26 protein-coding genes are annotated in these 23,556 nt (G+C 66.2%); 7 read left to right on the plus strand and 19 right to left on the minus strand.

Features of this window, described 5'->3' with window-relative positions; genetic code table 11:
- Window positions 1-155: 155 nt before the first annotated feature.
- Window positions 156-449, minus strand: coding sequence for a DUF1330 domain-containing protein (locus PMN64_RS27385; RefSeq protein ID WP_038387221.1), 294 nt, complete (start codon window positions 447-449; stop codon window positions 156-158).
- A gap of 155 nt (window positions 450-604) precedes the next feature.
- Between PMN64_RS27385 and PMN64_RS27390 the strand changes: the two genes are divergently transcribed.
- Entirely contained in the window at window positions 605-1,174 is a 570-nt protein-coding gene (locus PMN64_RS27390; protein WP_411782889.1) for a hypothetical protein, read from the plus strand.
- Window positions 1,175-1,235: 61 nt separating this feature from the next.
- Here the strand turns inward: PMN64_RS27390 and PMN64_RS27395 are convergent, their stop codons facing one another.
- The 6 genes from PMN64_RS27395 to PMN64_RS27420 form a co-directional block, all read right to left on the minus strand.
- Window positions 1,236-1,445, minus strand: a complete 210-nt coding sequence (locus tag PMN64_RS27395; protein ID WP_016847629.1) for a hypothetical protein — start codon at window positions 1,443-1,445, stop codon at window positions 1,236-1,238.
- Window positions 1,446-1,555: 110 nt separating this feature from the next.
- Complete coding sequence (gene leuC, locus PMN64_RS27400) at window positions 1,556-2,962, minus strand: 3-isopropylmalate dehydratase large subunit (RefSeq protein WP_411782890.1); 1,407 nt, start codon at window positions 2,960-2,962, stop codon at window positions 1,556-1,558.
- Between the two features lie 360 nt (window positions 2,963-3,322).
- Window positions 3,323-3,703 carry a 50S ribosomal protein L19 gene (rplS, locus tag PMN64_RS27405; RefSeq protein WP_018269387.1) on the minus strand — a complete coding sequence of 127 codons (381 nt, stop codon included), beginning with the start codon at window positions 3,701-3,703 and terminating at the stop codon, window positions 3,323-3,325.
- A 109-nt stretch (window positions 3,704-3,812) separates the two neighbouring features.
- The gene (gene trmD, locus PMN64_RS27410) at window positions 3,813-4,574 is read right to left on the minus strand and encodes a tRNA (guanosine(37)-N1)-methyltransferase TrmD (protein ID WP_411782891.1); all 762 of its coding nucleotides are present in this window, start codon (window positions 4,572-4,574) and stop codon (window positions 3,813-3,815) included.
- Window positions 4,575-4,583: 9 nt separating this feature from the next.
- Complete coding sequence (locus PMN64_RS27415; RefSeq protein ID WP_411782892.1) at window positions 4,584-5,666, minus strand: zinc-binding dehydrogenase; 1,083 nt, start codon at window positions 5,664-5,666, stop codon at window positions 4,584-4,586.
- A 309-nt stretch (window positions 5,667-5,975) separates the two neighbouring features.
- Complete coding sequence (locus PMN64_RS27420) at window positions 5,976-7,175, minus strand: MFS transporter (protein WP_411782893.1); 1,200 nt, start codon at window positions 7,173-7,175, stop codon at window positions 5,976-5,978.
- 171 nt (window positions 7,176-7,346) lie between these two features.
- Between PMN64_RS27420 and gcvA the strand changes: the two genes are divergently transcribed.
- Window positions 7,347-8,258 carry a transcriptional regulator GcvA gene (gcvA, locus tag PMN64_RS27425; RefSeq protein WP_411782894.1) on the plus strand — a complete coding sequence of 304 codons (912 nt, stop codon included), beginning with the start codon at window positions 7,347-7,349 and terminating at the stop codon, window positions 8,256-8,258.
- A gap of 13 nt (window positions 8,259-8,271) precedes the next feature.
- Here gcvA and rimM read toward each other — a convergent pair whose 3' ends face one another.
- The 3 genes from rimM to ffh form a co-directional block, all read right to left on the minus strand.
- Window positions 8,272-8,793 (minus strand): ribosome maturation factor RimM, encoded by a 522-nt coding sequence (gene rimM / locus PMN64_RS27430; protein ID WP_411782895.1) that lies wholly within the window; start codon window positions 8,791-8,793, stop codon window positions 8,272-8,274.
- Between the two features lie 131 nt (window positions 8,794-8,924).
- Window positions 8,925-9,257, minus strand: coding sequence for a 30S ribosomal protein S16 (rpsP, locus tag PMN64_RS27435; protein ID WP_016847621.1), 333 nt, complete (start codon window positions 9,255-9,257; stop codon window positions 8,925-8,927).
- 83 nt (window positions 9,258-9,340) lie between these two features.
- Window positions 9,341-10,888: a signal recognition particle protein gene (ffh, locus tag PMN64_RS27440; protein ID WP_411782896.1), complete on the minus strand. Its 1,548-nt coding sequence runs from the start codon at window positions 10,886-10,888 to the stop codon at window positions 9,341-9,343.
- A 426-nt stretch (window positions 10,889-11,314) separates the two neighbouring features.
- Here ffh and PMN64_RS27445 point away from each other — a divergent pair, with 426 nt between their 5' ends.
- Window positions 11,315-12,379 (plus strand): MBL fold metallo-hydrolase, encoded by a 1,065-nt coding sequence (locus PMN64_RS27445; protein WP_411782897.1) that lies wholly within the window; start codon window positions 11,315-11,317, stop codon window positions 12,377-12,379.
- Window positions 12,380-12,527: 148 nt separating this feature from the next.
- Here PMN64_RS27445 and PMN64_RS27450 read toward each other — a convergent pair whose 3' ends face one another.
- Window positions 12,528-13,256 (minus strand): SIMPL domain-containing protein, encoded by a 729-nt coding sequence (locus tag PMN64_RS27450; RefSeq protein WP_411782898.1) that lies wholly within the window; start codon window positions 13,254-13,256, stop codon window positions 12,528-12,530.
- Window positions 13,257-13,261: 5 nt separating this feature from the next.
- On the minus strand, window positions 13,262-13,972 hold the full coding sequence (locus PMN64_RS27455; RefSeq protein WP_137483264.1) for a GyrI-like domain-containing protein: 711 nt from the start codon (window positions 13,970-13,972) through the stop codon (window positions 13,262-13,264).
- Between the two features lie 183 nt (window positions 13,973-14,155).
- Here PMN64_RS27455 and dapF point away from each other — a divergent pair, with 183 nt between their 5' ends.
- Window positions 14,156-15,079 (plus strand): diaminopimelate epimerase, encoded by a 924-nt coding sequence (dapF, locus tag PMN64_RS27460; protein ID WP_411782899.1) that lies wholly within the window; start codon window positions 14,156-14,158, stop codon window positions 15,077-15,079.
- 18 nt (window positions 15,080-15,097) lie between these two features.
- Window positions 15,098-16,372 (plus strand): tRNA (N(6)-L-threonylcarbamoyladenosine(37)-C(2))-methylthiotransferase MtaB, encoded by a 1,275-nt coding sequence (mtaB, locus tag PMN64_RS27465; protein WP_411782900.1) that lies wholly within the window; start codon window positions 15,098-15,100, stop codon window positions 16,370-16,372.
- Between the two features lie 255 nt (window positions 16,373-16,627).
- Here mtaB and PMN64_RS27470 read toward each other — a convergent pair whose 3' ends face one another.
- A complete protein-coding gene (locus PMN64_RS27470; protein WP_411782901.1) occupies window positions 16,628-17,767 on the minus strand; it encodes a DUF2336 domain-containing protein in 1,140 nt (379 codons plus the stop codon).
- 105 nt (window positions 17,768-17,872) lie between these two features.
- Entirely contained in the window at window positions 17,873-18,574 is a 702-nt protein-coding gene (locus PMN64_RS27475; RefSeq protein ID WP_411782902.1) for an RluA family pseudouridine synthase, read from the minus strand.
- A gap of 49 nt (window positions 18,575-18,623) precedes the next feature.
- Here PMN64_RS27475 and ftsY point away from each other — a divergent pair, with 49 nt between their 5' ends.
- Together ftsY and PMN64_RS27485 are read left to right on the plus strand one after the other, a co-directional pair.
- Window positions 18,624-19,571, plus strand: coding sequence for a signal recognition particle-docking protein FtsY (gene ftsY, locus PMN64_RS27480; RefSeq protein WP_411782903.1), 948 nt, complete (start codon window positions 18,624-18,626; stop codon window positions 19,569-19,571).
- A gap of 61 nt (window positions 19,572-19,632) precedes the next feature.
- Window positions 19,633-20,235 (plus strand): septation protein A, encoded by a 603-nt coding sequence (locus PMN64_RS27485; protein WP_304498117.1) that lies wholly within the window; start codon window positions 19,633-19,635, stop codon window positions 20,233-20,235.
- Window positions 20,236-20,423: 188 nt separating this feature from the next.
- On the opposite strand, the gene PMN64_RS27490 is transcribed toward PMN64_RS27485, so the two are convergent.
- The 5 genes from PMN64_RS27490 to ccmA form a co-directional block, all read right to left on the minus strand.
- A complete protein-coding gene (locus PMN64_RS27490) occupies window positions 20,424-21,017 on the minus strand; it encodes a DsbE family thiol:disulfide interchange protein (protein WP_411782904.1) in 594 nt (197 codons plus the stop codon).
- Window positions 21,014-21,193, minus strand: a complete 180-nt coding sequence (gene ccmD, locus PMN64_RS27495; protein ID WP_304498119.1) for a heme exporter protein CcmD — start codon at window positions 21,191-21,193, stop codon at window positions 21,014-21,016. The genes PMN64_RS27490 and ccmD overlap by 4 nt, the downstream gene beginning before the upstream one ends.
- A gap of 4 nt (window positions 21,194-21,197) precedes the next feature.
- On the minus strand, window positions 21,198-21,977 hold the full coding sequence (locus tag PMN64_RS27500; RefSeq protein WP_411782905.1) for a heme ABC transporter permease: 780 nt from the start codon (window positions 21,975-21,977) through the stop codon (window positions 21,198-21,200).
- A gap of 75 nt (window positions 21,978-22,052) precedes the next feature.
- Window positions 22,053-22,721, minus strand: a complete 669-nt coding sequence (ccmB, locus tag PMN64_RS27505; RefSeq protein WP_018269392.1) for a heme exporter protein CcmB — start codon at window positions 22,719-22,721, stop codon at window positions 22,053-22,055.
- Window positions 22,718-23,320 carry a heme ABC exporter ATP-binding protein CcmA gene (ccmA, locus tag PMN64_RS27510; protein ID WP_411782906.1) on the minus strand — a complete coding sequence of 201 codons (603 nt, stop codon included), beginning with the start codon at window positions 23,318-23,320 and terminating at the stop codon, window positions 22,718-22,720. The genes ccmB and ccmA overlap by 4 nt, the downstream gene beginning before the upstream one ends.
- Between the last annotated feature and the right edge of the window lie 236 nt (window positions 23,321-23,556).

Raw genomic sequence — 23,556 nt, forward strand, 5'->3', positions numbered from 1 at the left:
GGCCCTATTACTATCGGCCGTACCCATATGCCGCGCCGGCGCCATTCACCTTCGGCTTCGGGTTCGGCCCGTTCTGGTGATGCGCGCCGTCGCGCTGGGCGCGACATCAGCGCTGCAACGAGAGAGCAGCTCCGATCGGAGCTGCTCCGCCCGCCTCAGGGCGCGAAGCCCTTCGCCAGCAGCACAATGCCCTGCGCACCCGCCTTGCGATCCTTCGAGATCTCGACATATTCGGGCGACTCCGACCAGGCGCGGAATGCGGCTTCGTCAGGGAACGACATCAGCACCAGCTTGTCGCGATCCCAGCTGCCCTCGAGCACCGCGGGCTGTTCGTCGGCCGACAGCAGGCGTCCGTTGAACTTCCTGAACACGTCGAAGAAGCGCGCCTGATACCGATCATAGGCGGCGCGATCGGTCATCTTGAGTTGCACGATCACATAGACAGTCACTGACGTTTCTCCCGGACGTTTCGTCGCAGCGTTTGCGCGTTCATGGCGCATTCAGTCGGCGGTTTCTAGCGTCATGCCGGGAGCGACTGCAATGAACGCGATGAAGCCGGCTGCCATGCAGCGTGGTGCTCATTGCCGTTGTGGGAGGTTCAGAGATGAGGGAGAGCTATTTGCGGCGCGGATTGGTGCGCCGTCTCGGCGTTGCAGCGGCCGCGGTCCTCGCATTGTCGGTCGCCTCGCAGCAGCGCGCCGAAGCGCTGTCGCTGGTCAGCCCGGGTGCCGCACCCGCGGCAAAGTCTGCGGCCGATGCCATGACGATCCAGGTCCGGCACGGCGGTGGCCACGGCGGCGGAGGTTTTCATGGCGGCGGCTTCCGCGGCGGCGGGTTTCACGGCGGTGGCTTCCACGGTGGTGGCTTCCGCGGCTTCCATGGCGGCGGTTTCCGCGCAGCGCCGGTGTTCCATGGCGGTTATCGCCATGGCGGCTTCCATCGCCACTATGGCGGCTACCACCGCTTCTATGGCGGCGGTTACCGCTACGGCTATCGGCCCTATTACCGCCGGCACTTCCATCACCGGCGCTTCTTCTACGGATCGTCCTACTATTACCCGGCCTATTATCATCACCGCCGTTGCCGGGTGGTCTGGACCTATTACGGACCGCGCCGGATCTGCCGGCCGTGGTGGCACCACCGCCACTACTGGCGGCCGTACCGCTATTGGTGAGGGCTGAAACGACAGCGGGCGCCTCACGGCGCCCGTCTTGCTCCTCTCGCTCGCGGCGGTGCTAGTCCCAGTTCTTCAGCTTCCAGGACTTGATCTTCCACGGCGTCAGGTTTTCCATCCGCCATTGCGTCCAGCGCTCCGGCGGCCAGTGGCTGAGGCGCGAGGTTTCCTTCACCTCGGGAAGCGGATCGATGATGCGCGCTACCGCACGACGGCGCTTCTGGCGCGTCGCGTCGCTGATCATGTCGACGAATTCGGGTTTATCGGCCACGGCACGCGCTCCTTGCGAAGGCTTGTTTTCGCAAGGAGGCAGTGTGCGTGCGCCCCGTTAACGAGCCGTTTCCGAAACGGCTCGAGCTTGAGACGAAACCCGCGCTTGCCTTACCGCCAGTCGCGGACGTCGACGAAGTGACCGGCGATCGCGGCGGCCGCGGCCATCGCGGGCGAGACCAGATGGGTGCGGCCCTTGAAGCCCTGGCGGCCCTCGAAGTTGCGGTTCGAGGTCGAGGCGCAGCGTTCTTCCGGCTTCAGCTTGTCCGGGTTCATCGCAAGGCACATCGAGCAGCCCGGCTCGCGCCAGTCGAAGCCGGCCGCAATGAAGATCTTGTCGAGGCCTTCGGCTTCCGCCTGCTCCTTCACGATGCCCGAGCCCGGCACGATCATCGCGTTGACATTGGCGTTGACGGTCTTGCCCTCGGCGATCTTCGCGGCGGCGCGCAGATCCTCGATGCGGCCGTTGGTGCAGGAGCCGATGAAGACGCGGTCGAGCTTGATGTCGGTGATCTTCGTGCCGGCGGTCAGGCCCATATATTTCAGCGCGCGATGCTTGGAGATGCGCTTGGCCTCATCGGCGATCTTGTCGGGATCGGGCACGAAGCCGGTCACCGAGATGACGTCCTCAGGGCTCGTGCCCCAGGTGACGATCGGCGGCAGCTTGGCCGCATCGAGCCGGATCTCATGGTCGAAATGCGCGCCCTCGTCGGAGCGCAGCGTCTCCCAGTAGCGCATCGCGGCGTCCCAGGCGGCGCCCTTCGGCGCCTTCGGGCGGCCGCGCAGGAAGTCGAACGCCTTCTGGTCGGGCGCAACCAGGCCGGCGCGCGCGCCGCCTTCGATCGACATGTTGCAGACCGTCATGCGGCCTTCCATCGAGAGCGCACGGATCGCCTCGCCGGCATATTCCAGCACGTAGCCGGTGCCGCCGGCGGTGCCGATCTCGCCGATGATCGCCAGGATGATGTCCTTGCCGGTCACGCCGTCGGGCAGCTTGCCGTTGACGATCGCGCGCATGTTCTTGGCCTTCTTCTGGATCAGCGTCTGCGTCGCCAGCACGTGCTCGACTTCGGAGGTGCCGATGCCGTGCGCGAGCGCGCCGAACGCGCCATGCGTCGAGGTGTGGCTGTCACCGCAGACGATGGTGGTGCCGGGCAGCGTAAAACCCTGCTCCGGGCCGATGACGTGGACGATGCCCTGGCGCTTGTCGAACTCGTTGTAATACTCGATGCCGAATTCCTTGGCGTTCTCCGCCATCACCCGCATCTGCTCGATGCTTTCAGGGTCGGGGTTCGGCTTCGAGCGGTCGGTGGTCGGGATGTTGTGGTCGACGACGGCGAGCGTCTTCTCGGGCGCATGCACCTTGCGGCCGGCGGCGCGCAGCCCTTCGAACGCCTGCGGCGAGGTCACCTCGTGCACCAGATGGCGATCGATATAGAGCAGGCAGGTGCCGTCCTCGGCCTCATGGACCAGATGGTCGTTCCAGATCTTGTCGTACAGCGTGGTCGGTTTGGACATGAGCTTCAGCTCCAGAAGAAATTCAGTGGTGGAATGGCATGAGCGCGGGCAGGCCGCGTCGGCAGGCGAGAGCGTCCAGGCAGCGTTACGCTGCGGGTCTAAGCTCTGATGTTGCCGACGTCGCAAAGCGGCCGAAGAAGCGGCCGGGCAGCCGCGAGCGATCGTCGATCACGACGCGCTTGCAGGTCTGACTTGGGCAGCGCTGGCTTGCTTGATCCGGAACCATTCTAAATTTCTAACACAGGGCTTGCGCCCGCGACAATCGATCGATGCGCGGGCCTGTCCATCAGATAGGTATGCCGCAACGAAAAAGCGCGGGGCAGGCCCCGCGCTTTCGACCACATTCCCTGAAGGGAAGAGTTACTCGCCGACGGCGGTCTGACGGTCCTGCTTCTCGACGATGCGGGCCGACTTGCCGCGCAGGTTGCGCAGGTAATAGAGCTTGGCGCGACGAACCTTGCCGCGACGCACGACCTTGATCGAGTCGATCATCGGCGACATCACCGGGAAGACGCGCTCGACGCCTTCGCCGTAGGAAATCTTGCGCACGGTGAAGCTCTCGTTGAGGCCCTGGCCGGAACGACCGATGCAAACGCCCTCATAGGCCTGCACGCGGGTGCGCTCGCCTTCGACCACCTTCACGTTGACGATGACGGTGTCGCCGGGTCCGAATTCCGGGATATCCTTGGTGGCGGCGAGCTTGTCGAACTGCTCTTTTTCGAGCTGCTGAATAAGGTTCATTGAAATCTCCATCGGCGGCGCGCCCAGCCTTTCGCGGGCTGCGCAAACGTCCATCTATCCTGCAAGGGTGCGGATTTGGCCGCCCGTATAAGGCAAAGCGCAGGGTTTGTCACCCGTCTGTCTTGTTTTTTGTCCCTCGCCGAGCGGCTTTTTGGCCGGCCTTGCGGGCCCAGAGATCGGGCCGCCGCGCCGCCGTCAGGGCCTCGGACTGGGCCAGCCGCCAGGCCGCGACCTTGGCGTGATCGCCGGAAATCAGGATTTCCGGGATTGGCCGGCCCTCGAACTCCTGCGGGCGGGTGTATTGGGGGTATTCAAGTAGTCCTTCGGAAAAGCTTTCCTCGGTTCCCGAGGCCTGCTTGCCCATCACCCCCGGCAACAGGCGGACGCAGGCGTCGATCAGGGCCATCGCGGCGATTTCGCCGCCGGACAGTACATAATCGCCGATCGAGATCTCCTCGAGGTCTCGCGCCTCGATCACCCGCTGGTCGATGCCCTCGAAGCGGCCGCAGACGATCAGGGGGCCGGGCCCGGCCGCCAGCTCCGCGACTTTGGTCTGGGTCAATGGCCGACCCCGCGGGCTCATCAGCAGGCGCGGGCGGTCAGGCGCGATTTCGGCGGCGTCGATCGCCGCCGCCAGCACATCGGCCCGCAGCACCATGCCCGGACCGCCGCCGGCCGGCGTGTCGTCGACGCTGCGGTGCTTGTCGATGGCCGAGGCCCGGATGTCGCGCGCTTCCAGCGCCCACAGTCCGCCAGCCAGCGCCTTGCCGGCGAGGCTCACGCCGAGCGGCCCCGGAAACATGTCCGGGAACAGGGTCAGCACGGTGGCGCGCCATGGTGTCGCCTGGGCTGGGGTCTCTTGCGATGTCATGGCGTCTGGTTACGGCACCACGGCCGTGAGGTCGAGGCTCTGCATCATCGCGGCCGCATCCACCGCGCGGCGGAAGTCGGCGAGCGCGAAGGTCGCGACGTTGATCTTGCGCAGGTCCAGCAGGCCTTCGGCGGCGAGGGCGGCAAGCTGGCCCGGCGCGGTGCGATCGTACATGAACTGCCCGACCACCTCCCAGTCGTTGGCCAGCATCTCGCGGAACGGCAATTCGAGCGGCACCTCGGCGCTGCCCATCAGCACCATGCGGCCGCCACGGCGCAGTGCGCGGAGCGACGACAGCGTGGTCGATGTGCTCTTGGCGGCGCCGAGCAGATCGAGCGCGACATCTGCGCTGCCGCCGGCGGCGCGGCGGATGACCGCAAGGTCGGCTGCGGCATCGCCGCTGACGACGGCGGGAATGACGCGTGGGCCGAACGCATCGCGCAATTGATCGAGGGCGGCCTCTTTGCGTCCGACCGCAACGACGCGGCCCGCGCCCATCGCAACCGCGAGCATTACGCCGCCCGAACCGAAATAGCCGGTCGCGCCGTTGACGATGATGGTCTGGCCGCCGCGCAGGCCGGAGCGCTGCAATCCGCCGAACGGCACGATCAGTTTTGCGAGTCCGATCAATTCGGTCGCCGGCTTGTCACCGAGATTGGCGAGCGGTGTGACGCAGGCGGCCGGCCAGTGCGCGATCTCCGCGAACACGCCGTCGCGCCAGCGCGCCTGCAACGCGAGCGCTTCCGGCGTCGTCACCGTCGCGGTGAGGCCGATCAGGATTTGCGGCGGATCGCGATCCGGCACGTCGCCGCGCAGATGCGGGCTGAGGAACACGCGGTCGCCGCTTTGCACATGCGTGACGTTGTCGCCCGCGGCGACGACGCGTGCGATCGCATTGGTGCCCGGCACGAACGGCATCGGCGGCAGGCTGTAGGGCAGCGCGCCCGACAAAAGCTTGTTGGTATAGGACAGCACCATGCCGGCCTCGATCCGCACCACGACGCCATCGGGCGCGGGCTTCGGCGTCGTGACATCCTCGAAGCGGAGATCATTGTGGGCGTGCAGCCGCCAGGCCTTGTGCGTGCTTGTCATTATCATCCTCCGTGGCACCATTGCTTAGGTAGCCCGGATGCAGCGAAGCGCAATCCGCTCCAGCCTCCCCTTGAAAAGGGGAGGTCGCTTTGCTCGCGAGAGTAAAGCGGGTGGGAATCAGCTCTGTCCGCTTGCAGCATCGCCCGCGGCTGCCCCCCATCCCGACCTTCCCCCAAGGGGAAGGAGAAGTGAGGACATGTAGCCCGGATGGAGCGCAGCGAAATCCGGGAGCGGGCTATCCGCGGTGAGAGCGGTCCCGGATTTCGCTGCGCTTCATCCGGGCTACGGAATTCGGCAAATAACTATGCGTCACGCCGCCTTCGGATCGTCAGCGAGATGCCGCGCGAGCACGACCGCAAGCGGACAGATCGCCAGCGCCGTGAGCGCGGTCGCAGCGGTGGCGAGCGTCGGACCGAGCGCGTCGCCAAGCAGGCCGTAGAGCACCGGCGCGATCGCGCCCGATCCGATCGTTCCGGTATAGAACAGCGCGAAGGCGCGTTCGGTCTGATGCGCGGGCGTGAGTTCGGGCACGGTGCCATAAAGCACCGATGACGTGCCGTTGAGCATCACGCCGAGCAGCGGCAGCAGCACGATGGCGGGTGCGAGCGGCAACGCCAGCACGGCTGCGATCAGCGCCGCTGTGCCGCCTTCGGTGATCAGCACGGTGCGCAGCGTGCCGACCCGCTCGCCGAGCCAGCCGCAGGTGAACTTGCCCGCGGCGCCGCCGATGAAGACCAGCGCCAGCGCGAGGCCGTTGGTCGGCAGCGAGGCGCCCTTGTCGCGCAGCAGGAACGGCAGGAAGGTGAGGAAGCCCATCCTGACCGCGGTGTCGAGAATTCCGATCGCGAGCAGCCAATGAAAGCCGCGGCCTGTGCTGGCGCCGCGCGATGCTGATGTCGCCTTGTGCTCGGCGCCCTTGCCGACGGCCGGCATCCAGAGCGCAATGCAGACCGCGACGAGCAGGCCTGCGAAAGCGAGCACGAGCAGCGTGTGCCGCCACGACATGATCATCAGCAGGATCGAGGTCAGCGCCGGGATCGCCGCCTTGCCGAGATCGCCGGAGAAATTGTAGATGCCGAGCGGCCCGCGCGCCGCCGTGCCATAGGCACGCGACACCGCCGCGGAAGCGATCGGATGCTGCGTGCTCGACCCCGCGCCGGAGAGCGCGAGGGCGAGACCAAGGCCAATGACACCGCCGGAGAATCCGGCAAACGCGTAGCCGAGCGCCGACAGCGCCGTGCCCGCGATCAGGATGACCTTGCCGTCGATCCGCTCCGCGATGCGTCCGACCGGAATCTGCAGCCCGGCCATGGCGCCGGCATAGAGCCCGCGCAGCAGCGCCAGCAGGCCGTAGCTCAGCGCAAATTCGGTCTGCCAGACCGGCAGCAGCACGTAGATGACGTCGGTGTAGCCGTCGTGGAGGGCGTGGTTGAGCCCGGTCACGGTCAGGGTGCGGGTTGATCGGGCGCGGTCGGGCCGCGTCGTGCCGGTTTCGGCCGACACGCTCATTGCCACCCTCCCGTGCAAGAAAATCTAAAGTTTGGGCGGGCGAGCATCAGGAGAACACCTCAGAAAAGAAAGCTGTGCAAGGAGCTTGCATGGCAGTATGCGCCGCCAAGGCTGTTGTCACAAATCAGTAATAATCGGATCATGCGTTAGAAAATCTTGTATTGAGGGATCATGTTCGTCCCACGCCGCAGCCTGCCGCCGCTCAATGCGGTGCGTGCCTTCGAGGCCGCCGCCCGGCTCGGCAGCTTCAAGGAAGCCGCCGCCGAGCTCAGCGTGACTCATGGCGCGGTCAGTCAGCAGATCCGCCTGCTCGAGGAATGGCTGGGCGCGCCGTCGTTGTTTCGGCGATCGGTGCGGCGCGTGGTGCTGACGCCGGCAGGCGCGGCATTGCTGGCGGAGTTCGCGCCCGCGCTCGACCGGATTTCCGCCGCCGTGCAGCAGCATCGCGAGCGGCGCGGCGATCTGGCGGTCGCGGTGTTGCGCGTCAATGCGCTCGCGACCTTCAGCCTGCGCTGGCTGCTGCCGCGGATGAGCCGGTTTCGCGCCGAGCATCCCGATATCGAGGTGCGCCTGAGCACGTCGAACGATCCGGTGGATGCGCTGCCTGAACCATTCGACGTCGTGATCCGCGGTGGCCCCGACACCTTCCACGGCTTCTCGTCGCGCTTCCTGGTGTCGGAGCGGAGATTGCCGGTGTGCAGTCCGTCACTATCAGCGCAGCTGCCGCTCAATGAGATCGCGGATCTCTCCAGGCACACGCTGCTGCATGTCACGTCGATGCCGCGGCTGTGGCGCGACTGGCTCACCGAGGCCGGGCAATCCGCGCTGGAGCCGGCGGCCGCGCTGACCTTCGATCACTTCTATCTGACGATCCAGGCCGCGCTCGATGGGCTCGGCGTTGCGATGGGACCGACCGCGCTGATCGCGGACGATCTTGCGGCCGGGCGCCTGGTGACGCCGTTTCCGGATGTCAGCCTGCCGGCGCGGAGCTACTTCGCGTATTTTCCGGCGGGCCGCAGCAACGATCCGCACAGCGCGGTGTTCTGCGACTGGCTCGAGCAGCAGGGCCGGATGACGGGCTGAAGATTTTATCTGATCAGGCCGCCGACGGATCGTCGCCGTCGATTTCCTGCGGTAGGTCGATCACGACTCGGCCACCGGCAACGTCGACAGTCGGCACCACGGCATTGGTGAACGGCAGCAGCATCGTCGCGCCCTGCGGCGGGGCGATCTCGATGATGTCGCCGGCGCCGAAATTATGGATCGCGATCACCTTGCCGAGCGGCTGCTCCGTCGTCGTCACCGCGGCGAGCCCGATCAAATCGGTGTGGTAGTATTCGCCGTCGTCGGTGTCCGGCAGCCGGTCGCGCGGAACGTAGAGCTCGAGGCCGTTGAGCCGTTCGGCATCATCGCGGCTGGCGACGCCCTTCAGCGTCACCACCAGATGGTCCTTGGCCTCGCGCGCATGCGTGACCTCGAACTGGCGCGTGCCGTCCTTGGTCGTCAGCGGGCCGTAGTCCTTCACGGCCAGCGGGTCTTCGGTGAAGGTCCAAAGCCTGACGGCGCCGCGCACGCCATGCGCAGCGCCGATACGGGCGACACAGACGAGGGACGGCATCAGCGGGCCTCATCCTTCGAGACGCGGCGAAGACGCCGCTCCTCAGGATGAGGTGAGAGACCCTCATGCTGAGGAGCACGGCGAATGCCGTGCGTCTCGAAGCACGAGGCCGAGGTCATCGTCTTGGTACCTTAAGCCTTGGCGGCGGCTTCGGCCTGCGCCTTGCGCTCCTTGCGCGGCACGGCCTTTTCCGGGTTGTTGCGCGGCGCGCGCTTCTTGACGCCGGCGGCGTCGAGGAAGCGGGTCACGCGATCCGACGGCTGCGCGCCCTTGGCGAGCCAAGCCTTCACCTTGTCCATGTCGAGCTTCAGGCGCGACTCGTTGTCCTTCGGCAGCAGCGGGTTGAAGTGGCCGAGACGCTCGATGAAGCGGCCATCGCGCGGGAAGCGCGAGTCGGCGACGACGACGTGATAGACCGGACGCTTCTTGGTGCCTGCGCGAGCGAGGCGGATAACAACGGACATTCAGTTCTCCTTCAAAGGTCGATGTTCGATTGATTGGCATTCCGCGTCGCGCCGGCCGCATGTGAGCCGTCGCGACGAATTCCTCATTTCTTCTTGCCCGGGAAACCGCCGAGGCCCGGCAGCATCGGCTTGCCGGAAAGGCCGGTCAGGCCCGGCACATTCGGCAGGCCGCCGCGCAGGCCGGCCGGCAAATCCTTCGGCAGATTGGGCAGGCCGCCGCCGGCGCCGCCCTGCATCTTCTCGGCGAGCGCCTTCATCTCCTCGGCCGAGGGCGGCTTCATGCCGCCGCCGAATCCCATCGCCTGCGCGATGCCGGCGAGCGGGCCGCGCTTGCCGCTTCCCATGGCCTTCATCATGTCGGCCATGTTCCGATGCATCTTCAAGAGCTTGTTGACGTGCTCGACGCTCTGGCCGGCGCCCGCCGCGATGCGCTTCTTGCGGCTCGCCTTCAGGATGTCCGGGTTCTTGCGCTCCTGCCGCGTCATCGAATCGATGATCGCGACCTGGCGCTTCAGGATCTTGTCGTCGATGCCGGCCGCCGCGATCTGGTTCTTCATCTTGGAGATGCCGGGCATCATGCCCATCAGGCCGCCGATGCCGCCCATATTGGCCATCTGCTGCAGCTGTTCGCGCATGTCGTTGAGGTCGAACTGACCCTTGCGCATCCGCTCCGCGGTGCGCGCGGCCTTCTCGGCGTCGATATTGGCGGCGGCCTTCTCGACCAGCGAGACAACGTCGCCCATGCCGAGGATACGGCCGGCGATGCGGTTCGGATGGAAGTCCTCCAGCGCGTCGGTCTTTTCGCCGGTGCCGATCAGCTTGATCGGCTTGCCGGTGACGGCGCGCATCGACAGCGCCGCGCCGCCGCGGCCGTCGCCGTCGACGCGCGTCAGCACGATGCCGGTGAGGCCGACGCGCTCGTCGAACGAGCGCGCGAGGTTGACCGCGTCCTGGCCGGTGAGGCTATCCGCGACCAGCAACACTTCATGCGGGTTGGCGGCGGCTTTGATCTCGGCCGCCTCCTTCATCATGTCTTCGTCGAGCGTGGTGCGGCCGGCGGTGTCGAGCAGCACGACGTCGTAGCCGCCGAGCTTGCCGGCCTCTAGCGCGCGCCTTGCGATCTGCGGCGGCATCTGGCCGGCGGCGATCGGCAGCGTCGGAATGTCGAGGTCGCGGCCGAGCACCGCGAGCTGTTCCATCGCCGCCGGGCGGTAGACGTCGAGCGAGGCCATCAGCACCTTGCGCTTGTCGCGCTGGACCATGCGGCGCGCGAGCTTTGCGGTGGTGGTGGTCTTACCGGAGCCTTGCAGACCGACCATCATGATCGGCACCGGCGGCACGGAATTGATGTCGATGGTCTGGCCGTCGGAACCGAGCGTGGCGACGAGTTCGTCATGGACGATCTTCACCACCATCTGGCCCGGCGTCACCGACTTGACGACGGTGGCGCCGATCGCCTGCTCGCGGACCCGGTCGATGAAGCTGCGGACCACCTCGAGCGCGACGTCGGCCTCGAGCAGCGCGCGGCGCACCTCGCGCATCGCGGCATCGACGTCCTTTTCGGTCAGCGCACCGCGCCCCGTCAGACGATCGAGAATGCCACCAAGCCGTTCCGACAGATTGTCGAACAATGCCGTTGTCCTCTTTTACCTCTCCCCGCCTGCGGGGAGAGGTCGCCGCGCACTTGCGCGGCGGGTGAGGGGGTACAGGGCCATCCACACGCACAGTGCGCGGAGAGAGCCCCTCACCCCGACCCTCTCCCCGCAAGAGCGGGGCGAGGGAGAAGGAAATCCAAACACTTTCGCGCCCGAGGGCGCATCGCGCTGTCGGGCGTTGACCTCTGGCCTCCAGGACCAGTCGGCGGGTCGAAAAGACGGAGCTTTCCGAGAAAGTGGCCGCGTTAAACGCTGCCGGGGCGGCAAAGTCAAGGAAAGTTTCGCTGAAATCCGCTCAGTTTGGACGGTAAGGTCCTGAAATCACGTCGATTTGCTACCTTGGTTCCGAATTCGCCGCTGCCACCCATATAACCGGAGCCTGCCTCCTATTCCGGAACCCGCGTGCTGATCACCCGCCGCCGACTTCTTGCAACCTTGACCGGAGCCGCCGCGGCGATCGGCGTGCCCTCGATCTGGATGATCTACATGAAAACCTACGACGGCCCCGTCTCCGATCATTTCGACGGCCTGCACTTCTTCGATCCGGACGGCTCGCCGCCGAAATCGCTTGGTGAGGTGCTGCGCTGGCAGTTCGGGGGCGGCCGGCAGCGCGCGATCTGGCCGGAATGGGCGCCAAGCGCCCATGCCGATACGCCGCCGCCCCGCGTCGAGGGCGACAAGGTGCGGCTCTGCTTCGTCGGCCATGCCAGCTGGCTGATCCAGGCCGCGGGCCTCAACATCCTGTTCGATCCGGTCTGGTCGATGCGTGCCTCACCGTTCAGCTTCGCCGGGCCGAAGCGGCACAACGATCCCGGCATCGCATTCGAGAAATTGCCCAGGATCGATGTCGTGCTGGTGTCGCACGGCCATTACGACCATCTCGACGTCGCGACGCTGTCGAAACTTGCGGGGGCATTTGGTCCTCGCGTGATCACGCCGCTCGGCAACGACGTCACGATGCGTACGTCCGATGCCGCGATCAAAGCCGAGGCGTTCGACTGGCATCAGCGCGTCGAGCTCGGCAACGGCCTTGCCGCGACGCTGGTTCCGACGCGGCACTGGTCGGCGCGTGGGCTGTTCGATCGCAACAAGGCGCTGTGGGCGAGTTTCGTTTTGGAGACGCCGGCCGGCAAGCTCTACATCGTCGGCGATTCCGGCTATGGCGACGGGGGGCATTTCCGCCGGGTGGCCGAGGCGCATGGCCCGCTCAGGCTCGCGATCCTGCCGATCGGCGCCTATGAGCCGCGCTGGTTCATGCGCGACCAGCACATGAATCCGGAGGATGCGGTGAAGGCGCTGGCCGATTGCGGCGCGGCGCAAGCGCTGGCGCATCACCACGGCACATTCCAGCTGACCGACGAGGCAATCGACGCGCCCGCGATCGCGCTTGGCGAAGCGCTCGACGCAGCCAAGGTCCCGCGCGAGAAGTTTCTGACGTTGAAGCCCGGGCAGGTGTTCGAGATTTAGAAGGTGTCGTCCCGGGCAAGCGAAGCGCGACCCGGGACCCATAACCACAAATGCAAAATGTTGCGCGATGCTGTGGCCCCAGCTTGCCTCTACAATTCGCAACGGTGGTTATGGGTCCCTGCTTTCGCAGGGACGACGGCGGGATTTATTACTTCTCCTTGATCGCCCAGGAGACGCTGACATTGACCGTCAGCGTTTCCTCGCCTTGTGCCACCGGCGTCGGCGCGGCGAAGCCGGCCGTGGCCATCTTGGGACGGAACACCGGGACCGGCGCCGAGCCGACCTCCGCGATATTCACGGGTGCGCCGAGCGTGACGCCGGCGGCCTTGGCGTAGATCTCCGCCTTGCGGCGGGCGTCGGCGATCGCCTTTTCGCGCGCGTCGTCGAGCAGCTTCGAGGCCTGCGATACCGAGAAGTTGAGTCCGCCGATATCGTTGGCGCCGGCGCCGACCAGCACGTCGATGACGCTGGCGACCTTGCTCACATCGTGCAGCCTGATCGTGACGCGATTGCTCGCGTGGTAACCGACGATGCTGGGCGGGGCGTTCGGCGACGACGGCCCACGATTGGCGAATTGCGGCTGCAGCGACAGCCGCGAGGTCTGAAAGTCCTTCTCCGCGATCCCGGCGCCCTTCAGCGCGGCCAGCACCTTGCCCATCGTCACATTGTTGGCTTCGGCGGCTTCGCGTGCGGTCTTGGCGTCGGTGGTGACGCCGGCGTCGAGCTGCGCCTGGTCGGGCGGCGCCGACACGGTCGCCTCGCCGGTGACCGAAATCGCTGGCGGAAAGTCGTCATTGGCCAGTACGGGCGCAGCCAGCAGCGTGGTCGCGATCAGGGTGGCGGCGAAGGGGAGACCAAGGGGGAGGCGATGGGTCATCTGGCTCACTTCAGGGGTACGTAGACGTTGATCACAAGCTTGTCCTCCGCGGTCTTCAGCGGATCGGTGATGTATTCCTCGATAAAGGTGTCCTTGGCTTCGAGCTTCTTGTCGTCGAGGTGATTGGTGATCGCCTCATAGGTGTTGTCCATGTTGTCGTAGGAACCGCGATGGACGAACTTCAGCGCCTTGCCGTCAGGCGAATTGCCCATGCTCATGTTCTTGCCGAGGTTCTTGACGTCCTGATCGACCGGGATCTCGGCGATGAAGGTGAAGCCGGTGTCGTCGGTCGAGGTGTAGACGATCATCGGATTGCCCGCTGCCTTGACGCCGTCCTTGTCGAGCAGCGCGGTGAGCTGCTTGAACGCCTCGATCAAGGCGTCGAAGGCGGAATCCCAATTGGCCGTGCCTTTCAGCATCACGACCTTCTTCGGCTCCAGCGTGAACGGCTCGCCGAAGGGATCGGCAGTCTGCACCGGGGCGGCCGGCGCCGGCGTCGGGGTCTGCGCTGCGGCCGGGCTGTCGGCCGGCGACTTGGTCTCGGCCGGCGGGGGCACCGGCGTCGCCGATGGTGCAGGCGCCGGGGTTGGGCTCGGGCTCGCCGCGGGAGCGGGCGAGGCGGACGGCGACTGGGCAGGGGCCGGGCTTGCCAGTGCGATCGCGGCCAAGGGCAGCAGCGCGACCAGGGCCGCGCGGAGCGTGTTGATACGGTTCATTGGTTATTCTCCATCCCCTGCCTCAAACGGCCGCTCGATTTGTCCCGGCGCGCGGTCCGCGAGGTGCGATATTCCTAACACGCAAGTTCTGCATTCGTCCCATGACAGATGTGTCATGGGGCTATTCAGGCTGGCTAACGGACCATCACTCGCCATATAACCGGGCAGAATTTGGGAAAATCGATGAGCGCGCTCGCCAATCACGCATTCGCCAAGATGAACGGCATCGGCAACGAGATCGTCGTCGTCGACCTGCGCGATTCCGAGGCACAAGGTCGGGCACAAGGTCGGGCACAAGGTCGGGCGCAAGGTCGGGCGCAGGTGTCGGCGGCGGAGGCGCGCGCCGTGGCTTCGCCGGCGGGCGGCGTGCCCTACGACCAGCTGATGGTGCTGCAGCCGCCGCGGCTCGACGGCACCGAAGCGTTCATCTCGATCTACAACAATGACGGCTCGGAGGCCGGCGCCTGCGGCAACGGCATGCGCTGCGTGGTGCGGCGGATCTTCGAGAAGACCGGCCAGACATCAGCGACGTTCCAGACCCGCGCCGGCCTGCTCAATTGCTGGCAGGGGCCGTCGCCCGATCTCTACACCGTCGACATGGGCGCGCCGAAGTTCGGCTGGCAGGACATTCCGCTGGCTGAGGAATTTCGCGACACCCGCTACATCGAGCTCCAGGTCGGGCCGATCGACAATCCGGTGCTGCATTCGCCCTCGGTGGTCTCGATGGGCAATCCGCATGCGATCTTCTGGGTCGATGACGTCAATGCCTACGACCTCGAGCGTTTCGGCCCGCTGCTGGAAAACCATCCGATCTTCCCGGAGCGCGCTAACATCACGCTCGCCCGTATCGTCGATCGCGACCACATCACGATCCGCACCTGGGAGCGCGGCGCTGGCCTCACCAAAGCGTGCGGCTCGGCGGCCTGCGCGACGGCGGTCGCGGCGGCGCGGCTGAAGCGTGCCAATCGCAGCGTCGAGATCACGCTGCCCGGCGGCAAGCTCGGCATCGAGTGGCGCGAGCGCGACGATCACGTGCTGATGACCGGCACCGCCGATTTCGAATATGAGGGCCGCTTCGATCCGGCGCTGTTCGCCAGCGTCGCTTGATCGGGCGTGAGATCGGTTATGGGCGTCGATGTCGTCACCTTTGGCTGCCGCCTCAATTCATTTGAATCCGAGGTGATCCGCCGCGAGGCGGAGCAGGCGGGGCTTACCGATGCCATCGTCATCAACAGTTGCGCCGTCACCAACGAGGCGGTGGCGCAGGCCCGGCAGTCGATCCGCAAGTTGAAACGCGAACGCCCGCATGCGCGCATCGTCGTCACCGGCTGTGCGGCGCAGACGCAAAGCCGGATGTTCGCCGAGATGGCCGAGGTCGACCGCGTCGTCGGCAATGACGAGAAGATGCGCGGCGACGCCTGGCAGGCCACGCGTGCAGCTTTCGAGGCGCCGTTCGGCATCGATGCGAGCGAGAAGGTCGCGGTCGCCGACATCATGGCGGTGACCGAGATGGCGCCGCATCTGCTCGATGGCTTCGAGCGCGGCCTGCCTCGGGTGTTCGTGCAGGTGCAGAACGGCTGCGATCATCGCTGCACCTTCTGCATTATCCCCTACGGCCGCGGCAATTCGCGCTCGGTGCCGATGGGGGCGGTGGTCGATCAGGTCCGCGCGCTGGTCGAGCGCGGCCACGCCGAGATCGTGCTGACCGGCGTCGATCTCACGAGCTATGGCGCCGACCTGCCGGGCGCGCCGAAACTCGGCCAGTTGACCCGGCAGATCCTGCGCCATGTGCCCGCGCTGAAGCGGCTGCGCATCTCGTCGATCGATTCGATCGAGGCGGATCGCGACCTGCTCGATGTCATTGCCGACGATGCGCGGCTGATGCCGCATCTGCATCTGTCATTGCAGTCCGGTGATGACATGATCCTGAAGCGGATGAAGCGCCGACATTCACGCCAGGACGCGATCGATTTCTGCGCGCAGGTCCGCCGGCTGCGACCCGACATCGCGTTCGGCGCCGACATCATCGCGGGCTTCCCGACCGAGACCGAGGAGATGTTCGCGCGTTCGCTCGATCTGGTCGAGGCATGCGATCTCACCTTCCTGCACGTGTTTCCCTATTCGCGGCGTCCGGGCACGCCGGCCGCGCGGATGCCGCAGGTCGAGGGCGGCGCGATCAAGGAGCGCGCCAGGCGGCTGCGCACGGCAGGCGAAGCCGCGCTGCTGCGCCGGCTCGATGCGGAAGTCGGCGCGACGCGCGAGGTGCTGATCGAGAGCGGCACGCAGGGCCGCACCGAGCACTTCCTGCCGGTCGCGATCGATGATGATGTGCCGGGCATGGTGCGCGCGATGACTATCCGCGGCCATGACGGTGCGCGGCTCATTGCATCGGGCCGCTGAGAGAGTTCGCTCCCATTGTCGTCCCGGCGCAGGCCGGGACCCATTACCCCAAATCTCAATTGCTGCGCGACGCTGGGGTCGCGATCTAGCACGGTCACCGAATGCGGTGGTTATGGGTCCTGGCTTTCGCCAGGACGACGAATGTGGGGAGCCGCGCATGGCGCCTCCGGAGCAGCGGATCACCTGCATTTCGCATGTGATGATACTGAACGAGAGGTTGCATCGATACCCATCGCGTCATCGTGCATGACGCACTCAGTGCGTGCGCGCGCCCGGCCTTGCCGGCTGCGACGCGCGAACCTGCCAGAACCGCAGCAGGCGGTCGGCGGTTTCGCGGGTCAATTTCGTGAACTGGCTCTTCGCATGGGCGAGTTCGACCGGTCCCATGGAGCCGGTGGTATAGCGACATTCCATCACCGCGGCGGTGGTCTCCCAACTCAGGCCTGCCGCCCGGCACGGCACCAGCAGGCCTTCGCTGCGCAGGCTTTGCATCAGGGAACGGATCACCTCGATGTTAGACCGCGCAAGATCCGCCAGCGCAACAATGGTCTCTTCATATTTGCGCTGCCTGGCGAAGCCGAGCAGCGAAGTTTCGTTGAGCTCGCCGTCGTCCTTCAGCTTCGCGACATGGCGCTTGGCCGCGGTGAAGTCGCGGACCTGCGACATGCCGCGCTCGACGCCGGCGGCGACCGCCGCGATCGCGTGCCGGATCTCTTCGAACAGATAGGGCGGGGCGCGTTCCAGCAGACGGCCGCGAACCTCTTCCGTTGCGCGGCGCAGGAGCTGAAGGCGGAGCTCCGACGGCAGGTCCGCTCGAATGCCGGTCTCGACTGCGAGGACCGGATCGTGCTCGGCCTGTGCGAGGATGACGGCAAACCCGCCCGGCGATACTTTGGCGCCGGGATTGCTGACCAGGCGGTGGCTCACGCTCGCGAAGCGACGCGCCAGAAGCGCGTCCGTGACGACCTCCTTCAGCCACCAGCGGCCGGCGACAGCGAGCAGATGCTGCTCGCTCTTGGTCTGGGCAATCTCGACCAGGTCGTCCGCGCTGAGCCGCGACGATTCCTGCAGGATCGGCCGCGCGATCCTGATCTCGTCATTGCTGGCGAGACGACGAATGATCGCGGGCGGTGCCTGGGCGACCGGTGCAAGCTGCTCGCTGATGTCGGTGAGCGCCATCCGGGCGCTGATGTCGGCGAGCGCGCGCAGCTCGATGGTCTTCACCAGACGCTCGAGCACGTTGTCGAACAGCTCGATCTGTTCGCTGTTGAACTTGCCGGCGGATGCGAGGAAAAGGCTGGTGACGCGCCTTGCCGTGGCCAGGCATTTATCGGCGGAGCCGGCGCGTATCGCAGCCTCGACCTCGTCGACAATTGCCTGCCCATCATTCAGCATTGCTCGTCCTGAGCCGTCGCGGCGCGCTTTTTCTAAGCCGCCTGCAGGACTATCCGATCGACCTGAATGTTCCGTAAAGGATAATTCTCCGTAAAATCACGGAGGCTACTGCTCGTTCCAGCCGCAGGCCTTGAGTCGCTCCCGCATGTGTTCGGGCGCCGGCGCGACCACATGCACCCGGTCCTTGTTCCTGGAGATCGGGATGCCGATCTCGCGGGAATGCAGATGCAAGGTCGGTTCGCCGAAGCGCGGGCCGTTGCCATAGATATTGTCGCCGACGATTGGCCAGCCCATCGCCGCCGAATGCACCCGCAGCTGATGGGTGCGGCCGGTGACCGGCTCCATCGCGAGCCAAGTGAGGCCGTCGCCACGCCCCAGCACCTTCCAGTTGGTGATCGCCTTCTGGCCGTCCGGGTCCGGCTTCTGCCACCAGCCGCGCTCGGCGTTGAGCCGGCCGAGCGGGATGTCGATGGTGCCTTCGTCCTCGGCGGGGCCGCCCTCGACCACGGTCCAATAGGTCTTCGAGATCTTGCTGTGCTTGAACAACAGCCCGAGCGAGGCGGTTGCCTTGCGGTGGCGTCCCAGGACAAGGCAGCCGGACGTGTCCTTGTCGAGCCGATGCGCCAGCACGGGCGGCCGCGGCAGGCCGAACCGCAGCGCGTCGAACGAGGCCTCCAGATTGGGCCCGCCCTTCGGGCCGCGATGCACCGGCAGGCCGGCCGGCTTGTCGATCACCAGCATCAGCCCGTCGCGGTGGAGCACGCGGCCCAGGATTTCTTCCGCGGTCAATTGGGGAACATCGATCAATTCGTCGAGACTTTCGTTTGGAGTGCGAAACGGCTAACACAGCCGCGCCATGAACGATACCACTGCGGGAACTCCAAAACAGAGCTGGTGGCAGCGGCTGAAGGGCGGCCTGAAGCGGACCTCGAGTTCGATCGGGACCGCGGTCGCCGACCTCGTCACCAAGCGCAAGCTCGATTCGGCCATGCTCGATGACATCGAGGATGTGCTGCTGCGCGCCGATCTCGGTACCGATGTCGCGGTCCGCATTGCCGAGGCTGTCGGCAAGGGGCGCTACGACAAGGCGATCTCGGCGGACGAGGTCAAGGAGGTGGTCGCGACCGAGGTCGAGAAGGTGCTGTCGCCGGTGGCGAAGCCGCTCGAGATCGATGCCGCGAAAAAGCCGTTCGTCATCCTGGTGGTCGGCGTCAACGGCTCCGGCAAGACCACGACGATCGGCAAGCTGGCGGCGAAATTTTCCGCCGAGGGCCGCAAGGTCATGCTGGCCGCCGGCGACACCTTCCGTGCCGCGGCGATCGAGCAGCTCAAGGTCTGGGGCGAGCGCACCAAGTCTCCGGTGATATCAGGCGCCCAGGGCTCGGATTCGGCGAGCCTTGCCTTCAGCGCGCTGACCGCGGCGAAGGAGCAGGCGCGCGACGTGCTGCTGATCGACACTGCCGGCCGCCTGCAGAACAAATCCGAGCTGATGAACGAGCTGGAAAAGGTCGTGCGCGTCATCAGGAAGGTCGATGCGTCGGCGCCGCATGCGGTGCTGCTCGTGCTCGACGCCACGGTGGGACAAAATGCGCTGTCGCAGGTCGAGGCGTTTCATCGTACGGCAGGCGTCACCGGGCTCGTGATGACCAAGCTTGACGGCACGGCGCGCGGCGGCATCCTTGTCGCGCTGTCGGAGAAGCACAAGCTGCCGGTGCATTTCATCGGCGTCGGCGAAGGCGTCGAGGACCTCGCGCCCTTCACGGCGAAGGATTTTGCCAAGGCAATTGCTGGAATCGAGGCATGACCCCGAAAAGTGGACACCGGTTTTCGGATCGGGTCATGCCTCAAATCAAAGTAGAGAGTTGATGGACAAGACCCAGCCGCATCCGCTGTTCAAGCTGGCGACCGAACTCGGGCCGCTGCTCGTGTTCTTTATCGCCAACGCGAAGTACCATCTGTTCGTCGCGACCGGCGCGTTCATGGTGGCGATCGTGGCCGCAATGATCGCATCCTATGTGGTGACCAGGCACGTGCCGATCATGGCGCTGGTGACCGGCGCGATCGTCCTTGTGTTCGGCACCCTGACGCTGGTGCTGCACGACGAGACCTTCATCAAGCTCAAGCCGACCATCATCTATGGCCTGTTCGCGGCCGTGCTCGGCGGCGGGCTCTTCTTCGGCCGCTCCTTCATCGCCATCATGTTCGACCAGGTGTTCAACCTGACGCCGCAGGGCTGGCGCATCCTCACCATGCGCTGGGCGCTGTTCTTCGCCGGCATGGCGGTTCTCAACGAGCTCGTCTGGCGCACGCAGACCACGGATTTCTGGGTGAACTTCAAGGTGTTCGGCGTGACGCCGCTGACCATGATCTTCGCCATCGCCCAGATGCCACTGACCAAGCGCTATCACCTCGAGCCGGTCTCGCTGGAGGCGAGCGAGGCCGACGCGGGCGACGTGCGGAAGGGGTGATCAGCACTCTGCTCCCTCGCCCCGCTGTTGCGGGGAGAGGGTTGGGGTGAGGGGTCTCTCCACGGATAGGCTCGGAGTTTGTGACAAACACCGTCCCAAGGCCCCTCACCCGAAATTCCCGCTTCGCGCGAATTTCGACCTCTCCCCGTAAAGAACGGGGAGAGGTGAGGGCCAAGAAGCCGCTCTGGCTAGTTGCCCGCCGCGAGCGCCTTCTCGATCTCGGCCTTGAGCACGCTGTTGACGTTGTCCGGCGTCACCGGGCCGACCAGCTTGTAGATGATGGTGCCCTCGCGCCCGACCAGGAAGGTTTCGGGCACGCCATAGACGCCCCATTCGATCGAGGCGCGGCCGTTGCCGTCGACGCCGACGATGCCGAACGGATTGCCGTAGCGGCCGAGGAAGCGCCGGGCATTCTCGGGCGAGTCCTTGTAGTTGATGCCGATGATCTGGAAGCGCTTGTCCTTGCCGAGCTCGGTCAGAAGCGGCGCCTCGTCGTGACAAGGCACGCACCACGACGCCCAGACATTGACGACCGAGACCTTGCCCTTGAAGGCGGCGGGATCGAGACCGGGGACAGGCGCGCCGTCCCGCACCAGGCCGTCGAGCGCGGGCAGGGCGGTCTGCGGCGCCGGCCGGCCGATCAGCGCCGACGGGATTTTCGAGGGATCGCCGCCAAAGAGCCGCAGCAGGAACAGTCCGGCGAGGCCGAGGAAGATCACCAGCGGCAGCACCACCAGCAGGCGGCGGGCTTGCGGCGGGCCGTTGGTCGCCTGATCGCTCATCTGATGTCCGCCGCACTGCGGCCGGAGCGGCGCGTCACGCCGCTGGCCTCGATCTCCCTGAGACGCGACTGTTGCCGGCGATAGTCGGCGATGATCCAGACGATCAACAGCAGCACGACCGCCGCGACCAGCGCGTAGGACGTCACGATGAAGGAGGCGTAGGGACCAAGCGCCATCGTGTCACGCCGCTCCAATTTCGTTTGACGCGCTTTGATCGCGCGAACCGGTCGTGAACGAGACGCGGCTGGCCTGCATCATCTGCAGGCTGCGCACGCGCCGGCGCAGGATCTCGTTGCGCATCGCCGCCAGGTGCAAGGTGATGAAGAGCAGCGAGAACGCGATCGCCATCACCAGCAGCGGCCACAGGAAGGCCTTGTCGAGGGTCGATCCGCCCATCCGGAGCACGGAGGCCGGCTGATGCAGCGTGTTCCACCAGTCGACCGAGAATTTGATGATCGGGATATTGATCGCGCCGACCAGGGTCAGCACCGCTGCCGCCCTTGCCGCGCGCGACGGGTCCTCCACCGCGCGCCACAGCGCCATCAGGCCGAGATACATCAGGAACAGGATCAAGACCGAGGTCAGGCGCGCATCCCACTCCCAATAGGTGCCCCACATCGGCCGACCCCACAGCGAGCCGGTGACGAGCGCGAGGAAGGTGAAGGCGGCGCCGATCGGAGCGGCGGCCTTCGCGGCGACGTCGGCGAGCGGATGCCGCCACACGAGCGTGCCGAGCGCGGCCACGCTCATGACGCCCCAGACGAACATCGACAGCCACGCATTCGGCACGTGGATGAACATGATCTTGACCGTGGCGCCCTGCTGGTAGTCGTCGGGCGCCATCGCCGACTGGTAGAGCCCGATCGCGAGCAGGATCGCGGTCACGCCGGCGAGCCACGGCAGGATGCGCGCGGTCAGCGCCAGAAACTTGGTCGGATTGGCGAGGTCGGTCAGCGTCATGGCACCCTGATAATCGTCCGATGTGTCGCAGGCAATCGGCCGATTTCCTCTCGGCGAGATTTGATCGGGCTCATCTCAGTCCAGCCCGTGCCGCAGGCTCGCGGCGGCGGCAAAGGGGCCGATCACGAGGCTGGCAAGCGACAGCGCGCAGAGGATCGAGAACGGTGTTCCAAAGGGCAGGGGCCCCGATATCGCGGCCTGCGAGGCCGCCACGCCGAAGATCAGCACCGGGATCGACAGCGGCAGCACCAGCACCGCGAGCAATAGCCCGCCGCGATGCAGCGTCACCGCCAGGGCCGCGCCGATCATGCCAGTGAAGGTCAGCGCCGGTGTTCCCGCCAGCAGCGTCGCGGCAACCGCAAGCGTCGCGGTGCCGTCGAGATTGAGCAGCAGGCCGAGCACCGGGGTTGCGACGATCAGCGGCAGGCCCGCCGCGATCCAGTGCGCCAGCGCCTTGGCCGCGCAGGCGAGTTCCAGCGGCGTCCGGCTCATCACGATGAGGTCGAGCGAACCGTCCTCGTGGTCGGCCGTGAACAGCCGGTCGAGCGTGAGCAGGCTCGCCAGCAACGCGCCGAGCCAGAGGATGGCGGGGCCGAGCCGCGACAGCAGCGCCAGATCCGGCCCGACCGCGAACGGCATCAGCACGGTGACGGTGAGGAAGAACAGCACGCCGATGAGCGCGCCGCCGCCGACGCGCAGCGCGATGCGGATGTCGCGCCGGATCAAGGCGCCAAGCGCGCTCATGCCGCGCCTCCCATCCGCAGACCGCGCGCATCGATGCCGAGCGGAAGGTGCGTCGCCGCGACGATCAGGCCGCCCAGTGCGAGATGGTCGCGCATCAACCCGACGAACAGCGCCTGTCCGGCCGCATCGAGCGCCGATGTCGGCTCGTCCAGCAGCCACACCGGCCGCCGCACCGAGAGCAGGCGCGCGATCGACAGGCGGCGGCGCTGGCCGGCGGAGAGGTAGGCCGCCGGCAGATGCGCGGCGTGGTCGAGCGCCACCGCGGCAAGGCAGCCGCCGGCGTCCTGTGTCTCGCCGCCGAGGAATTCCCGCCAGAAGGACAGATTCTCCGCAACGCTCAGCGCCGGCTTCAGGGCGTCGCGATGGCCGAGATAGTGGGCCTGCTCCGGCAGGCTGAGCTCGGCGTCGCCGCCTTCGAGCGCGATCGAGCCCTCGGCGGGAACCAATAGCCCGGCGAGGACGCGCAGCAGCGAGGTCTTGCCGGCGCCGTTGGGGCCCGTAATGGCGAGCGCCTCGCCGGCTGTGGCCGACAGGTCGAGGCCGGAAAACACCTCGCGTCCGCCGCGCACGCATTTCAGATTTCGTCCCGAGAGCCGCATGGTTCGTCTTGTCACAGCCCTCTGAAATCTTTCGCTACCGCGTGAGAATTTTTGGGTCGCGCAACGCTGTCGCACGCTTGTCGGTGTGGCGGTGCTTCTAGAAAGGTTCTATAAGCCCGGAACTTGATGCAGCACACACAATCGGCGGCCGCAACCCACCCCAGGCCATCCCTTGGCCAGTGCCGATCGCCGGTGTTTAGTTACCCTTGCCGGGTATAACTGAGAATTGGGATTCC

Origin of the sequence: Bradyrhizobium sp. UFLA01-814, from assembly GCF_046718885.1 — a bacterium.
Taxonomy (GTDB): domain Bacteria; phylum Pseudomonadota; class Alphaproteobacteria; order Rhizobiales; family Xanthobacteraceae; genus Bradyrhizobium; species Bradyrhizobium elkanii.